This is a genomic window from Streptomyces sp. WZ-12 (assembly GCF_028898845.1).
Classification (GTDB): Bacteria; Actinomycetota; Actinomycetes; order Streptomycetales; family Streptomycetaceae; genus Streptomyces.
In genome coordinates this window covers 1,334,889-1,348,660 of record NZ_CP118574.1, presented here as the reverse complement: position 1 = coordinate 1,348,660, position 13,772 = coordinate 1,334,889, and the positions used below count along the sequence as shown (strand labels likewise).

Below are 13,772 nucleotides of genomic sequence, written 5' to 3'. Positions count from 1 at the left end.
GTCGGTGGCCCGCCGACCGCATACCCAAGGAGACTGTTTTGATCGAGAAGTTCACCCAGGCCGATGCCAGCCCGTTCGACGCCATCCGCAAGGTTGACGGCCAGGGCGAGCACTGGTCGGCCCGAGAGCTGCTGATGGGGTCCACCTTCAACTACTCCCGCTGGGAAGATGCGAAGAAGGCCATCGACCGAGCCCGGCTCGCCATCGCCAACGTCCAGGGAGAAACCGCAGGTCACGCCAATATTCGGGAGGTCCCGCAGCTGGTGAAGGTTGGTTTCGGTGAACGCCTGGTGCCGGATCACGACTTCCACCTCAGCCGATATGCCTGCTACATGATCGCCATGAACGGTGACCCCCGTAAGCCCGAGATCGCCGCGGCGCAGACGTACTTCGCCGTGAAGACCCGAGAAGCCGAGCTGGTTCAGCAGCAGATTCCCCAGACCTACGCCGAGGCCCTGCGCGCAGCCGCCGAGGAGCACGAGGGCCGGCTCAAGGCCGAGGCCCTGGCCCAGGCCGCCGCGAAGGAGCTTGAGGCGGCGGCTCCCAAGCTGGAGACGTACCAGGCCGTCATGGACTCCGATGGCTGGATGGACTTCGTGGAGGTCACCCGGCTCCTCCGAGACGTGACCGATGGTCTGGGCCGAAACAGCCTCTACAAGCTCCTCCAGGACATGTCGATCCTGACCAAGGACGGTAAGCGTCACAAGGGATACAAGCCGCTCCAGTGGTGCATGCGGGACGACCTCTTCAAGGTCATCTTCGAAGAGCCGTACATCGACCGCTGGGGCAAGAAGCACACGCGCTCCACGACCCTCGTAAGCGCCAAGGGCGTCGAATGGCTTCGCACCCGAATCCGTGACTTCCTCGCCGAAGCCGCTGCCTAATTTTTACTGGCGAACTTGTAAGCTGTATCGCGGAAGTGGAAGGTTGAGTTGTTCAGTCTTAGTCAGATGACCACGATCAAGGGTGCGGCCGGCGAGCCACTGCCCAGCCCCTTCCCTGGGCTGGAGAAGCGCGAGACGCAGTTCCGGCGGGGAGAGTTCTCCATCATCGCCGCCGGCCCCGGCACGTTTAAGAGCATGTTCTCGCTCCTCCTGGCCATCCACGCCAACCGGCCGACCCTGTACCTCTCGGCGGACTCCAACGCCGCCACGCAGCTTGCCAGGGCCGGGACGATGCTCACCGGAGTTCCCTCCAAGGTCATGAAGCGCAAGGTCCGGGAAGACGACCTGGGTGACGTGAAGAAGGCCCTGGCAGACCGCTGGTGGCTCCGGTTCAACGTCTCGGCGCAACCCAGCCTCGACGAGCTAGAGCGGGACGTGGCTTGCTATGAAGAGGTCTACGGCCGCGGATTGTTCCCGCACCTGATCGTGGTGGACAACATCACCAACCTGGAGAACAACTCAGCCGACGCAGAGTCGTTCACCTTCAGCCTGGAGAACATGTGCGACTACCTCAACAGCATGGCGCGGGAGACGAACGCTCATGTTCTCGCCCTGCATCACGTCACAGGGGAGTGGTCGGACGGCCTGAAGCCGATTCCCCTGTCTGGCGTGAAGGGCAAGATTGGTCGAGTACCCTCCATGATCCTCACCATCCATAAGGAAGTGGACGACATGGACAACAGCACCATCCATGTCAGCACGGTCAAGAATCGAGAAGGCTTCGTAGACCCTTCCGGGAACTCGTTCGTCTCGTACAGGTTCGACACCAACAGCCTCACCGTGGCCGAGGTCAACGACGAATTTTTTTAGAGCCAAACTTGTAAGCTGTACGGAAGTGTGAGAGAATGGAAGTACAAGCAAGGGGGAAACCCCGGAAGGGGTATCGCTTCTGCGGAAGCTGTGAGAAGAACCGATCCGAAAGGTTCTTCACCCCAAGAGGCAAGACATGTTCTTCTTGCCGAAAGAAAACCCGCTCTAAGTCCATACACGAATCTCGGGTCACGGAGACCTATGGTCTCCTCCCCGGTGAATATGACAAGCTCCTAAAGGAGCAGGGCGGGTCTTGCTCCATCTGCAAGCAGACCAGAAGTCAGCGTCTCGACGTAGACCACTGCCACAAGACAGGGCAAGTGCGGGGCCTTCTATGTGCCCGGTGTAACCGTCAGCTCTTGGCTAGAGGGCTTAGAGACAATCCCGAGATAGCGCTTAGCGCCTATCAGTATCTCAATGACCCGCCGGCGCCGAGAGTCATCGGTGTACGGCTTCACAAAGACCACTCTAAGTAACGAGTAAGTTAGGTAGCTTCCGCGGTTATGGCTCATCTCGACTCTGTGTACGGCTTCACCTCGGCGCATCACCTCAAGGCCGTCTCTGGTCGCCGGATGACGTCCCGCCTTGAGAAGGATGTCGTGAAGTACTCCTACACCGACGGTGAAGAGCAGAAGCAGCCTTACCGCCACTACAAGATGCCCATGACGGTCCGCAAGCAGACCGCGGAGGACAAGGCTCGACTCGACCGCCTTCGTGCCCGTCGCGCCATCAAGTCGCCTTTTGCTCCCTTCTAACTTGGAGGCTGTACCGGCATGAGTAAGCCGGACATTACGAGGGTCATCGCTCACTACTACGGGACCGACATCTCTCCTCGGCACCGGTGGACGAAGATCCTGTGCCTTGAGCACGACGAAACAAACCCCAGCGCAAGCGTCAATACCGAAGATCAAAGGTGGACATGTTTTGCCTGCGGGATCTCGGAAGACTCATTCGACATGATCATGAGAATGGAAGGCGTCGGCTTCACAGATGCCCGCAACATTGCAGAAGAACGCTTTGGCTGCCGAAGCGCAGATGTACGCGCAGGCGTACAGGGCAAGTCCCGCCGGGGCGTACATGGCAAAGCGCGGACTGGGCCAAGTCGCAGAACGTTTCGGAATCGGCTATGTGAGTGAGCCAGCCCCGGGGCACGAACGAATAAAGGGCTGGCTATCCATCCCCTACCTCCGACCGGCCGGACCGGACTACACCACCACCATCCGATTCAGGTGTATCGAAGACCACGACTGTAAGGACTTCGGACACGGCAAATACTTCGGGCTCCCCGGAGTCAAGCCCCACCTTTTCAATACGCAGGCGCTCATAGGGGAGTCTTCCTACGTTGCGATCTGCGAAGGAGAAATGGACGTTCTTGCTGCCGAGGCTTGCGGAATCCCGGCTGTCGGAGTCGCAGGAGTCTCCGGCTGGAGAGAGCACTTTCGCCCGGCTTTCTTCGGATACGAAACCGTCTATCTCTTCGCAGACGGAGACGACGCCGGCCAAGGACTCGAATTCGCAGACAAGGTAGCCGCACAGCTCAGTAACGCGAAAGTCATCCCCTTCAGCGGGCACGACGTTAACTCTCTCCTCCTGGCCGAAGGCCCGGAATCCGTACGAGCAAAGATTGGCCTTAGCTAATGAAGTACACAGTTGGCGACCACGTCAGGGCCGTCAAGACCGACTATGCGGGCCTTGAAGGAATGATTGTTGCCGTCTGGTCCACCTATCACCTCCGTTACGAAGTCGAGTTCTACAACGCCGTAGGTGGGAACACCATCTGCTTCACCGAAGGTGAGCTTGAACTCAACTACCCGGAACTCCCCGAAGAGCCGGAAGCGGTAGAGCACCCCAGTCACTACACCAGCCACCCGAGCGGCATTGAGTGCAAGGAAATCGTCGGACACTTCCCCTTCTTCATAGGGTCCGCAATCAAGTACCTGTGGCGAGCTGGACTCAAGACCGCCGACCCCACGCAAGACCTTGAGAAGGCCATGAAGAACGTCGAGTTCGAGCTTGGGCGCCTGGAGGCAAGTAAGTGAAGCGCATCGTAGTTATCTCGGACTTGCAGATGCCCTTGGAGCACAACAAGGCGAATAAGAATCTGATTCGCTTCCTGGGCGACTACCAGCCGGACGAGGTCATCAACATTGGCGACATCACCGACTACACCGCGCCGGCCCGCTGGTCCGCCGGCAAGCGAGCTGAGTACGGCATGACCGTCAAGCAAGAAGCCGCCTACACGATCAAGAACCACCTTGAGCCCGTGCGGGCCGTCTATGACGGCAAGTACACGCTTCTCGGATCCAACCATGGCGAGCGTCCGCACAAGTACCTCGTTGACCGCTGTCCCGCTATTTACGACGAAGACGCCTTCCAGGAACAGAACCTCTTGTGCCTGGATGACCTCGGGATGGACTTCGAGCCCCTGAAGTACGACTTCGCTCCTGGATGGATAGCCACCCATGGGCATGCACGAGGGATCAACCTTGCCCGCTATGCAGGTGGTACAGCCATCAACGCGGCCAAGAAGTTCGGTAAGTCCGTCGTCATGGGGCACACCCATCGAGCCGCGGTCACCAATGAATCATCGGGGGAGTTCGCTTCCAAGAAGCTGACCGGCGTCGAAGTCGGTCACCTCATGGACGTGAAGAAGGCCGGCTACCTCGGCGGTGCCGGACTCAGTAACTGGCAGATGGCCTTCGGACTCCTCTACGTCGATGGCTCGAACGTCACCCCGCACATTATCCCCGTCAACGGAAACGGATCTTTTGTGGTCGAAGGGCAGCGCTACTAATGACTGACATCAACTGGACTGAAGCCCAGGAGATTGCCCGAGTGCAGGCAACGCAGATCGCTAAGCGGTGGCCTGTCGTTGAAGTGGAGGACGTTGAGCAGGAAATCGTCCTCTGGGCCGCCGAGAACATCAACGCCTGGCAGGGCAAGACTGACGCCGTAAAGCACGGAATCTTCAAGAAGGTCGCTACCCGATACGCATCCGGTGAACGCACCTACCAGGACATGTTCACCTGTCAGTACTGGTACACGCCCGAAGAAGTGAGAGCTGCACTTCGCTCCCTCACCGAACCCCCGGAGTCCTTCTCCCACATCAACAGCGACAGCTCCCCGCTGCTCGCAAAGATGGATGTAGAGCGAGCACTAAAGAAGATCCCGGACAGGTACAAGAAGCTCATGTTCGAGCACATCGTCCTAGGGCGCCCGTTCCCGAGCCCTGGCGACAAGAAGGCCACGTATCGAGGAGTAGACATCCTCACTTCCTGGATCAACCGGCATTCCGCTATCGAAACGAAGACGTCCCGAAAGGGGGAAGATCTCCTTGCCTAAGATCACCATGTTCAAGAGTCCAACTTGTGGCCCCTGCCGCAAGGCAGGCCCCATCGTGGCCGACATTGCCGGGGATCTGGGGCTAATCCTTAGTGTCCTTGATGTGTCTGTTGATCCCGAGGCGGCGCGAGATCGGAATGTGACCGCAGTGCCGACCATCATCCTCGAAAAGGATGCTGAAGAGGTTTACCGGATGGTCGGTGTCCCTAACCGAGTCGAGTTCGAGAACGTTGTCAAGGAGTTCGCTAAGTGAGTCAGTTCGTTAACGAGACCGCCGAGACCGTCTACTACCGCACCTACAGTCGTGAGCTTCCCGACGGTTCCAAGGAGACTTGGCCGCAGACGGTTCAGCGTGTCGTAGATGGGAACCTCTCCCTCGTTGCGGATCGGTTCATCGAGGACGGTGAGCGAGAGCGCCTGATCGACCTGATCCAGAACTTCAAGATCATGCCCGCGGGGCGTCACCTGAAGTCCAGTGGCGTCAACGACTACGCAAACAACAACTGTTGGTCAGCAGGCTGGATCCCCGGAGACCCCGCGGAGCACTTCCGCTTCACTCTTCTCCGTCTCGCCGAAGGCGGGGGAGTGGGAGCGAACTACTCCAGCCGCTACTTCCAGAACTACCCGTACATCGTCACGCCGGTGACGGTGCACATCGTGTGCGACCCTGAGCACCCTGACTACCTGGATCTCGCTGCGGCCGGCCTCATCAGCACCGATTACTCCCATACCTGGGCCGGCGCCTACGAGGTAGCCGACAGCCGAGAAGGATGGGCCGCTGCCCTGGGTGACCTCATCGAGACCGCACACCGGGCAGCCAAGAACACCAACCGCGTGTACGACGTGAGCCGAGTCCGACACAAGGGGGCAGCCCTCAAGAAGTTCGGCGGCACCGCCAGCGGCCCCGAGCCGTTCGCGCAGATGCTCGTCCACGTAGGCAAGATCCTCAGTCGAGACGTCAAGCTGTCTGGCAAGCCGATGACTGGTCTTCAGGCCATGGAGATCGACCACGAGATAGCCCAGTGCATCGTCTCTGGTGGTGTCCGCCGCTCGGCCCGCATGTCCATCATGCATTGGAACGACTACGACATCTTTGAGTTCATCAACTCGAAGAAGGACATGTCTAAGCACTGGACCACGAACATCAGCGTTGAGATTGACGACGAGTTCGTAAACATCATCCGGAACGGAGAGGAGAAGACCCTTCGACAGGCGAAGGCCCAGGCCGTCTACCTAGCCATGTGTAAGGGCATGCTGGAGAACGGTGAACCCGGCTTCTGGGACTCTTCCCTCAGTGCCGCGGGTGAGCCTGACGGTACCTACACCACCAACCCGTGTGCAGAGATCACGCTGAACCCGTGGGAACCGTGCTGCCTGGGCCACGTGAACCTCTCGGCCTACGTGGAGGACTGGGACGGGATGCTGGAGGCCCACCGGCTCATGACGCGCTACCTGATCCGGGCAACACACTCCGGAGTGAAGGACGGTAAGTCTCAGGACATCATCAACAAGAACAGGCGTATCGGTGTCGGGCACTTCGGTGTGGCGGACTTCCTGGCGATGTCAGGGATCGACTATCGGCATGCTGACTCGCTCGGATTCGACGTTACCCTCATGGACCTGAAGGAAGAGGTGGAGAAGTCCGCTAAGGCGTACTGCCACGAGCTTCGTATCCCGATGCCGGTGAAGATGACCACCATTGCCCCTACCGGCTCTATCAGTAAGCTCTGTGGAGTCTCGGGAGAAGGCATCCATGCACCCTTCTCCAAGCACTTCATCCGGCGTATCCGCTTCTCGGACGTTGATCCCCACGAGAGCCGGCAGGTAGAGGAGTACAAGGCCAAGGGGCACCAGGTCGAGCCCTGCATGTACGCCGCCAACACGTCTGTCGTGGAGATCCCGACAAAGGACCCCCTCATGGACAAGGCGCCTTACCCTCAACTCGTAGTGTCCCAGCAGGACTTGGCCGTCGAAGAGATGCTGGCCTTCCAGGAGATGTATCAGGAGCACTGGGCCGACAACGCCGTCTCATATACCGTGAACATCGACCCTGAGCGGTACGGCCTGGACGACTTCATGAATGTGCTGTCCGGCCACCTGGGGCATCTGAAGGGGTCAACCATCTTCCCCGCCCTGTCCCGAGACCAGGCCCCGTACGAGCCGATCACAGGCGACGAGTACAACCAGCTCGTGTCTGAACTCGGTGAGTCCGTGGAGTCTGGATTCGATGAGGAGTGCGCGTCGGGCGCATGCCCCATCTGAATTTGCGACATCCAACTTGTAAGCTGTACTCTTGAAGAAGAAGTAAGGGAGTCCCCGCATGACCGCGCCTGACCCGTTCGCCGTCACCTCTTCCCCCTGGGAAGACGCCCCCATCGCTACCCCCGAAGCCTCCACCGAGGAGAAGTCGCCTGTGAACTCCATTTCGCGAGACTGCATGGATATCAATCGAGTCCGAGTCACCCTCAAGGGGGGTGTCGGCTACGAGGCTCCGTGGATCACCATCGACGGCGCCGACATCCCCGACGCCCTCAAGGCCATGCGGGACTTCAAGGTTGAGCTTGCCGAACTGATCGAGATCACAGGTAAGTCCGCCTCGTTCTTCCATGCCAAGTACCAGGCTCCCGCCAAGCAGGCGTTCGGTGGCGGTGGTGGTATGAAGCAGCCCGCCTCGTCTGCTCAGCCGGATCGACCCGCCAACGTTCCCCCGCACTTCGTCTACCGAGAGGGAGTTGGTAAGGCTTCCGGGAAGCCGTACAAGATGTGGTGCTCGACTGACCGGAACTCCAACGAGAAGCCGATCTTCGTCTAACTTTTCATTTGCTCGCCAACTTGTAAGCTGTATTAAAGGTGGGGGCCCTCAAAGCCCCCGCCCCCTTGGAAAGAGATATTCCTTGACGGCGATCACCTTCCGCCATGACATGACAGTCGAACTCATCGACTCCATGGGCGGAGACCACTCCATCATCCGAGCCGCACGAGTCTCTTCCGGAACCTCCGGCGACGACAAGAAGGACCGCGGCCTTCTCAACATGCTCATGCGGGACCGGCACGGCAGCCCCTTCGAGGCCGTCACGCTCCAGTTCAAGATTGAGTGCCCTATCTTCGTGGCCCGAGAGTTCTTCCGGCATCGCATCGCCTCCTACAACGAAGTCTCGGGTCGGTACAAGGTTCTTGAGCCTGTCTTCTACGTCCCCTCCGTTGAGCGTCCACTCAGGCAGGTAGGAAAGCCCGGCGCCTACACCTTTAGGCAAGGCGACTACAAGCAGATGCAGGCCACTCGCGCCGAGCACATGCGCATGGCTACCGAAGCCTGGGGATCCTACGAGCACCTTCTCAAGCATGAAGTTGCCCGAGAAGTCGCCCGGAACGTCCTCCCTCTCGGCCTCTACACCTCGTTCTACGTGACCATGAACGCCCGAAGCCTCATGAACTTCCTGAGTCTCCGAGCCACCAACGAGAACACCACCGTTCCCACCTTCCCTCTCCATGAGATCGAGATGGTTGCTCACCAGATGGAAGACGACTTCAAGAAGGTCTGCCCCATCACACAGGAACTCTTCAACCATCACGGCCGGATAGCTCCGTGAGTCAACGTCTCGACTGGCAAAGCTACTTTCTCGGCATAGCTAAGGCAGTCTCAGCGCGAGGTGACTGTCACCGCTCGCAGGTCGGCGCAGTACTCGTCGGTGCCGACAAGAGGATTCGATCAACTGGATACAACGGCACCCCGCCGGGCGGGCCCTCTTGCATGGCAGGAGAGTGCTCACGCTGCAACTCCGACCAACCCTCAGGCTCCGGATACGAGGCATGCGAAGAGACGCACGCGGAAGCTAACTGCCTCCTGTACGCAAACTGGGCTGATTGCCAGGGGGCCACGATCTACATAACGCGCGCACCGTGCCGCGACTGCACAAAGCTCATCCGCTCCGCAGGAATAGCACGGGTCATATGGCCAGGGGGGTCAATGAATATCAACAACCGAGAGGGAACCTCATGATGAACATCGATGTCCAGAAGCACTTCACCATCACCAGCAAGCTGAGCCCCGAGGCCGTTAAGCTCCTCCACGATCTTCTCGCCAAGGAGATCCACACCACTGACATGACGACCGTCATCGACCCCAACCACCTGAACAAGCTCGGCGAGATCCACCACCAGCTCGCCTCTGTGCTTGGGGCTATCAGTGAGTAAGCGCCGAGTACAGGTCAGTGCTCAGCGGACCGCCTTCCGTAAGACGGTCATCTCCACCACTGCAACAACCGCTCTGCTGGGCACTGCTGCCGTAGCTGCTGCGCTGCCGGCGCACAAGCCGAAGCCCGAGGTTGAGGGCTCGCCGCACCTTGCGGCCTTTACCGCCCCCGGTCACGACCTGGAGCACTCGATCAGCCACCAGGCGGACAAGCAGCAGGCCGAAGGTCATAAGCGGAAGAGCAAGCCCAAGCCGAAGCCGCCGCATCGTCTGTACCAGCGGCACAGGGTCCAGCTCAAGACGCAGCACGCGCCGATAGTCCAGAGCTACCCGAACAACCTCGACGGGTGGATACGTCAGGCTCAAGCCACTCTCAAGGCGCATGGGATCCCGGCGCCGACGTACAACGGCTTCTATCGGAACATCATGCGTGAGTCCAGTGGAAACCCGCGGGCTATCAACCTGACGGATAGCAATGCGGCAGCCGGCCACCCGTCCAAGGGACTGCTCCAGGCGATCGACTCGACCTTTCAGGCATACCACGTTGCAGGAACCTCCTGGGACGTCTATGACCCGGTGGCGAACCTGTGCGCCTGCGCCAACTACGCCTATCACGTGTATGGCGGCCTCGATAACGTCAATGGCCCGTACTAAGGAGACACATGTTCAAGAAGAATGATGACGGCTTCAGCGAGGACGACATCAAGGAGTTCGCCGAGTACCTGAACAGCGTCGTTGACGCCGAAGAGGTCACCGAACAGGTTGCTGCCGACGCCCTTGCCAAGGCGGCCCGAGTCGCCATCCTCACCATCAAGCAGGCCGGCGAAGTCAAGAAGGCCGCCCTGGAGGCCGGTCTGAGTCACGACTTGGCCGAGGGGCTTGCCTCAGACTTCTGGACCCACGCCATGGGCGGCGACGCCTAACACATTTACCCGGCAACTTGGAAGCTGTACCGCTGAAGGGAGACGAACCAAAGTGATAAGCATGTGTCTGGCTCGAAAGATCGCTGGAGACGTAGCCGTCATCAACGTCCTGGAGTCCGATGCTGATATCCCTGAGTTCGTCTCCTGGGTCAAAGCAAACAAGAAGGGCCTCGGTTGCGATACCGAGACCACCGGGCTCGACTGGTGGGCCGACGACTTCCGTCTGCGGCTCGTCCAGTTCGGCAATGCCACCGAAGCCTACGTAGTACCGGTAGAGCTGTCTGAGGCCCTTCTTGCCGCCGCCGTGGGTGCTATCCGCTACGTGCACAAGCTCGTCTTCCAGAACGGCACCTATGACCTTCTGGTGCTCGATGCCAGCACCGATCTTGCCATGGAAGAGGTCTGGCCCAAGGTCACCGACACGAAGATCCTCGCCCACCTGGTGGACTCCCGCGGCGTCAAGGACGGCTGCCCTGGTCACTCCCTGGAAGCCCTCACGGGCCAGTACATCGACTCGGACATAGCCCTCCGGGTTAAGGGATCCATGGCGGAAATCGCCAAGAGCCTCAAGACCACGAAGGCCCAGGTCTGGAAGGAAGTCGATACCTTCCACCCCGGATACCTGACCTACGCCGGCCTGGATCCGATCCTGGCGTACCGCCTCGCTGCCAAGCTCAAGCGTCTCGTGCCGGCCTCGGCCCGCAAGCTCACCTCGTTCGAGCACAAGGTGGCTGAGGTCTGCTCGTACATGAGCCGCCGCGGCTTCCTCCTGGACGTGGAGTACACGGAGGGCCTTGCTCGGGAGCTGGAGGCCCAAGAGGCCGAGTGGACCCAGGTAGCACGTGACCTTGGCTGCGAGAACCCATGGAGCACCGACCAGTGCGCCGAGGCGCTGCGTGATCTCGGTGTTAATTTGTCCGCATTTGCCCTGACCAAGACAGGGAAGCTCAAGGTGGACGGGGCACTCCTCGACAAGGTTCGAGCACCCGAGTACCCCGACATGGTTCGCCTCCTGGCCGGCGCCATCGACAAGGCCAAGAGCGCCCGCAAGAAGCGTCAGACATGGCTGCGGAGCTTCCTGGACCTGCGGGACGCTGAAGGTCGGGTTCACCCCGCAATCAACTCCATCCAGGCACGTACGGCCCGGCAAAGCATCACGGGAGTCCCAGCACAGACCCTCCCGTCTGGTGACTGGGAGATTCGGCGCTGCTTCGTCGCCGATGAAGGCCACATAGCCCTCAGCACGGACTACTCGAACATGGAGCTGCGGTTCCTGGCCGCCCACAGCGGCGACAAGACCATGCTCCGGGCCTTCAAGAACGGCGATGACCTCCACCAGATCACCGCCGACGCTGCCGGCGTCCCCAGGAAGGCCGGGAAGACCACCAATTTTTGCGTCTGCTTCGGCGGGGGCTGGAAGGCAGTCCACGAACAGGCCGGCGTCACGGAAGAACTCGCCAGGAAGGCCGTCGAAGGCTTCTGGGAGACCTATCCGGGGGTCAAAAGGCTCGCTGAACGGCTCACAGAGCAGGCCAGGCGCTTCGGACACATCGAAACGGCCTCCGGTCGGCGCCTCTATGTGGATCGAAACCGCGCATACAGCGCCCTCAACTACTTCATCCAGTCCGGATCCCGTGACATCACATGCCGGGCCCTGGTTCGGATGCATGAATCCGGCCTTACTCCCTACATGCGACTCCCAATCCATGACGAAGTCGTGTTCTCGGTGCCTGAAGAGCATGGGGACAAGGCTATGAAGCTAACCGCGGACCTCATGGCCGAGACCATCAAGGGACTAGAGATACCCACAGACCCAGATAGAGGCGGAAGGTCCTGGGGATCTCTCTACTTCAAAGACCTGAAGACGGCTACCGCCAATGATCCCTACTACCAGGCGCATCCAGAACAAGCAGAAATCGATCTCAAGCGAAGGGGGATCATCAAGTGAGTCGAGACCATGACATGGGACTCATTGAAGAGCTGGAAGTTGATGCATGTGACGGCTGTCGCCGAGAAGAGTCCTTGGATGAGCTGTATCGGATTGACTGGGATGGCATCGAATCCTACGTCTGTGGCCTGTGCCGGTCGGCGATCCTGAGTGGGTGGATGTAATGGAATCCATCATGATGGACGCGAAGCAGACCGCAGCCTTCCTTAACATGTCCCTGGTATGGGTGTACCGAGAAGCCCCGAAGTGCGGCCTTCGCGGATACAAGTTCGGCGCCGGGAAGAACTCCAAGATCCAGTACAAGAAGACCGACGTGCTGAAGTGGCTCGAACAACAGAAGATCTAGCAGGCAGTGCAAAGCCCCCTTGACGGAATGATTGAATCATTCTATCGAGGGGGCTTTTTGTGTTTCCTAGGCGGCCAAGTCGATTCCCTCATCAAGGATCTTCGCGGCGCGGCCGATGGAGCCCGGCATCAGATGGCTGTAGGTCTGGAACGTGACGTTGATGTTTCGGTGACCCATCCAGGTGGCAACATCAGTGATCGGAATGCCTCTAGTGAGGCAGCGAGATGCAAACCAATGCCGCAGTGCGTAGAGAGTGAAGCCTTCCGGAAGTTCCTGCTTAAGTTCGTGCTTGTGGCGAGACCACTGGTTTTGGATTGCAGTGATCGTTAGTAGCTTGTCGCTGCCCTCACGGACCCGCATAAGGTAACCGTCTTCGGTCGTCCCATGCTTTTCCGCGTACGCCAAGATAGCCTTCTTCACGTACAGGGGGAGTGGCGTTTCTCGAAACTCTCCAGGCTTACGGTGTTTAAGTGGAGATAGCTTGTTTGTCTTTCTGTGTAGCTGCTCAGTCACCCGGTAAACATCATCTGCAACAATGTTGTTTATGTTTACGGCGAGTGCTTCAGCGTTTCGCAGACCACAGCCGCCCATCATATCGACGAAGAGCGAGAAGGCGTCCCCATTGAGGCTATGTATCTCACTGACCAGTTCCGGAGAAGGGATGACTATGCGCTTGGGTCGGTAGTCGGGGGAGACGACGCCCTCACAGGGGTTCTCCTCCAAGATCCCCATCTTGTGTGCGTCGAGTAGCGCGGCCTTCAGTCGTATGTAAGCGTTGCGCTGAGTGGCCACACCGACACCGGCGCGTTCCATAGCCCGAATGAATCCCTCGACCACCGTCGAGTCGAAGGAGTTCATCCTTCGGGAACCTAGCTCCGGGTACAGATGTGTATCGAGAAGATGCTGTACCTGTCCGGATGTGTAGTCGCTGAGGTCGCGCTGACGCTGGAGGTGATCATTTGCGAAGTCTTCAAAGCGCATCTGGCCGTACCGTTGGATGCGTTCCAGCTTGGTGGCCGGTGTGGACTTCTTTTGCTTGTAGATCTCCGTCAGCCGCTCGATGGCAAGCGTCTGGGTGGCGAACCCAGACTCCTCCGTCTGCTTCCCGGCAGCGTTGCGGTACCGGATCTTGTAGGCATGGGGACACTTGGACCACCGGGACTCAGGGTGCTCGCAGTCCTTGAAGAAGGTGCCCATGCCCCGGGCGAGGGTCTTGCTGGCCATGGTGCTGGTGACTCCGGGATTGCTGATGCTGACGGGATGCTGG

The 13,772-nt window shown here is 59.4% G+C and carries 20 protein-coding genes; 19 read left to right on the top strand and 1 reads right to left on the bottom strand.

Features of this window, described 5'->3' with window-relative positions:
• The first annotated feature begins 38 nt into the window (after positions 1-38).
• From PV796_RS05565 to PV796_RS05485, 19 genes are all read left to right on the top strand, one after another.
• Positions 39-884 (top strand): phage antirepressor KilAC domain-containing protein, encoded by an 846-nt coding sequence (locus PV796_RS05565; protein ID WP_274911787.1) that lies wholly within the window; start codon positions 39-41, stop codon positions 882-884.
• A 66-nt stretch (positions 885-950) separates the two neighbouring features.
• Entirely contained in the window at positions 951-1,754 is an 804-nt protein-coding gene (locus PV796_RS05560) for an AAA family ATPase (RefSeq protein ID WP_274911786.1), read from the top strand.
• A 35-nt stretch (positions 1,755-1,789) separates the two neighbouring features.
• Positions 1,790-2,230 (top strand): endonuclease domain-containing protein, encoded by a 441-nt coding sequence (locus PV796_RS05555; protein WP_274911785.1) that lies wholly within the window; start codon positions 1,790-1,792, stop codon positions 2,228-2,230.
• Positions 2,231-2,257: 27 nt separating this feature from the next.
• Positions 2,258-2,509, top strand: a complete 252-nt coding sequence (locus PV796_RS05550) for a hypothetical protein (RefSeq protein ID WP_274911784.1) — start codon at positions 2,258-2,260, stop codon at positions 2,507-2,509.
• Between the two features lie 18 nt (positions 2,510-2,527).
• Positions 2,528-2,890 (top strand): CHC2 zinc finger domain-containing protein, encoded by a 363-nt coding sequence (locus PV796_RS42255; RefSeq protein WP_446750563.1) that lies wholly within the window; start codon positions 2,528-2,530, stop codon positions 2,888-2,890.
• Positions 2,772-3,392 (top strand): toprim domain-containing protein, encoded by a 621-nt coding sequence (locus PV796_RS05545; RefSeq protein ID WP_274911783.1) that lies wholly within the window; start codon positions 2,772-2,774, stop codon positions 3,390-3,392. The genes PV796_RS42255 and PV796_RS05545 overlap by 119 nt, the downstream gene beginning before the upstream one ends.
• A complete protein-coding gene (locus PV796_RS05540) occupies positions 3,392-3,793 on the top strand; it encodes a DUF3310 domain-containing protein (RefSeq protein WP_274911782.1) in 402 nt (133 codons plus the stop codon). The genes PV796_RS05545 and PV796_RS05540 overlap by 1 nt, the downstream gene beginning before the upstream one ends.
• A complete protein-coding gene (locus PV796_RS05535) occupies positions 3,790-4,548 on the top strand; it encodes a hypothetical protein (protein ID WP_274911781.1) in 759 nt (252 codons plus the stop codon). The genes PV796_RS05540 and PV796_RS05535 overlap by 4 nt, the downstream gene beginning before the upstream one ends.
• Positions 4,548-5,096, top strand: a complete 549-nt coding sequence (locus PV796_RS05530) for a hypothetical protein (RefSeq protein ID WP_274911780.1) — start codon at positions 4,548-4,550, stop codon at positions 5,094-5,096. The genes PV796_RS05535 and PV796_RS05530 overlap by 1 nt, the downstream gene beginning before the upstream one ends.
• Positions 5,089-5,349 carry a thioredoxin family protein gene (locus PV796_RS05525; RefSeq protein ID WP_274911779.1) on the top strand — a complete coding sequence of 87 codons (261 nt, stop codon included), beginning with the start codon at positions 5,089-5,091 and terminating at the stop codon, positions 5,347-5,349. Before PV796_RS05530 ends, PV796_RS05525 begins: the two co-directional genes overlap by 8 nt.
• Entirely contained in the window at positions 5,346-7,358 is a 2,013-nt protein-coding gene (gene nrdJ, locus PV796_RS05520) for a ribonucleoside-triphosphate reductase, adenosylcobalamin-dependent (RefSeq protein WP_274911778.1), read from the top strand. Before PV796_RS05525 ends, nrdJ begins: the two co-directional genes overlap by 4 nt.
• A gap of 58 nt (positions 7,359-7,416) precedes the next feature.
• Complete coding sequence (locus PV796_RS05515; protein WP_274911777.1) at positions 7,417-7,908, top strand: hypothetical protein; 492 nt, start codon at positions 7,417-7,419, stop codon at positions 7,906-7,908.
• Positions 7,909-8,017: 109 nt separating this feature from the next.
• Positions 8,018-8,686, top strand: a complete 669-nt coding sequence (gene thyX, locus PV796_RS05510; RefSeq protein ID WP_274918879.1) for an FAD-dependent thymidylate synthase — start codon at positions 8,018-8,020, stop codon at positions 8,684-8,686.
• The gene (locus PV796_RS42250; protein WP_446750562.1) at positions 8,683-9,096 is read left to right on the top strand and encodes a deoxycytidylate deaminase; all 414 of its coding nucleotides are present in this window, start codon (positions 8,683-8,685) and stop codon (positions 9,094-9,096) included. Before thyX ends, PV796_RS42250 begins: the two co-directional genes overlap by 4 nt.
• Complete coding sequence (locus PV796_RS05505; protein ID WP_274911776.1) at positions 9,093-9,290, top strand: hypothetical protein; 198 nt, start codon at positions 9,093-9,095, stop codon at positions 9,288-9,290. Before PV796_RS42250 ends, PV796_RS05505 begins: the two co-directional genes overlap by 4 nt.
• On the top strand, positions 9,283-9,942 hold the full coding sequence (locus PV796_RS05500) for a transglycosylase SLT domain-containing protein (RefSeq protein WP_274911775.1): 660 nt from the start codon (positions 9,283-9,285) through the stop codon (positions 9,940-9,942). The genes PV796_RS05505 and PV796_RS05500 overlap by 8 nt, the downstream gene beginning before the upstream one ends.
• 8 nt (positions 9,943-9,950) lie before the next feature.
• Positions 9,951-10,211 carry a hypothetical protein gene (locus PV796_RS05495; protein ID WP_274911774.1) on the top strand — a complete coding sequence of 87 codons (261 nt, stop codon included), beginning with the start codon at positions 9,951-9,953 and terminating at the stop codon, positions 10,209-10,211.
• Positions 10,212-10,272: 61 nt separating this feature from the next.
• Positions 10,273-12,159, top strand: a complete 1,887-nt coding sequence (locus PV796_RS05490; RefSeq protein WP_274911773.1) for a DNA polymerase — start codon at positions 10,273-10,275, stop codon at positions 12,157-12,159.
• A gap of 211 nt (positions 12,160-12,370) precedes the next feature.
• A complete protein-coding gene (locus PV796_RS05485) occupies positions 12,371-12,505 on the top strand; it encodes a hypothetical protein (RefSeq protein WP_274911772.1) in 135 nt (44 codons plus the stop codon).
• A gap of 66 nt (positions 12,506-12,571) precedes the next feature.
• On the opposite strand, the gene PV796_RS05480 is transcribed toward PV796_RS05485, so the two are convergent.
• Complete coding sequence (locus tag PV796_RS05480) at positions 12,572-13,729, bottom strand: tyrosine-type recombinase/integrase (RefSeq protein ID WP_274911771.1); 1,158 nt, start codon at positions 13,727-13,729, stop codon at positions 12,572-12,574.
• Positions 13,730-13,772 lie beyond the last annotated feature (43 nt).

Bases quoted from the DNA above. Each gene is read 5' to 3' on its own strand.
- PV796_RS05560 (WP_274911786.1), top strand. From the start codon at position 951: ATGACCACGATCAAGGGTGCGGCCGGCGAGCCACTGCCCAGCCCCTTC.
- PV796_RS05555 (WP_274911785.1), top strand. From the start codon at position 1,790: ATGGAAGTACAAGCAAGGGGGAAACCCCGGAAGGGGTATCGCTTCTGC.
- PV796_RS05550 (WP_274911784.1), top strand. From the start codon at position 2,258: ATGGCTCATCTCGACTCTGTGTACGGCTTCACCTCGGCGCATCACCTC.
- PV796_RS42255 (WP_446750563.1), top strand. From the start codon at position 2,528: ATGAGTAAGCCGGACATTACGAGGGTCATCGCTCACTACTACGGGACC.
- PV796_RS05540 (WP_274911782.1), top strand. From the start codon at position 3,392: ATGAAGTACACAGTTGGCGACCACGTCAGGGCCGTCAAGACCGACTAT.
- PV796_RS05530 (WP_274911780.1), top strand. From the start codon at position 4,548: ATGACTGACATCAACTGGACTGAAGCCCAGGAGATTGCCCGAGTGCAG.
- PV796_RS05515 (WP_274911777.1), top strand. From the start codon at position 7,417: ATGACCGCGCCTGACCCGTTCGCCGTCACCTCTTCCCCCTGGGAAGAC.
- thyX (WP_274918879.1), top strand. From the start codon at position 8,018: ATGACAGTCGAACTCATCGACTCCATGGGCGGAGACCACTCCATCATC.
- PV796_RS05505 (WP_274911776.1), top strand. From the start codon at position 9,093: ATGATGAACATCGATGTCCAGAAGCACTTCACCATCACCAGCAAGCTG.
- PV796_RS05495 (WP_274911774.1), top strand. From the start codon at position 9,951: ATGTTCAAGAAGAATGATGACGGCTTCAGCGAGGACGACATCAAGGAG.
- PV796_RS05490 (WP_274911773.1), top strand. From the start codon at position 10,273: ATGTGTCTGGCTCGAAAGATCGCTGGAGACGTAGCCGTCATCAACGTC.
- PV796_RS05485 (WP_274911772.1), top strand. From the start codon at position 12,371: ATGTCCCTGGTATGGGTGTACCGAGAAGCCCCGAAGTGCGGCCTTCGC.
- PV796_RS05480 (WP_274911771.1), bottom strand. From the start codon at position 13,729: ATGGCCAGCAAGACCCTCGCCCGGGGCATGGGCACCTTCTTCAAGGAC.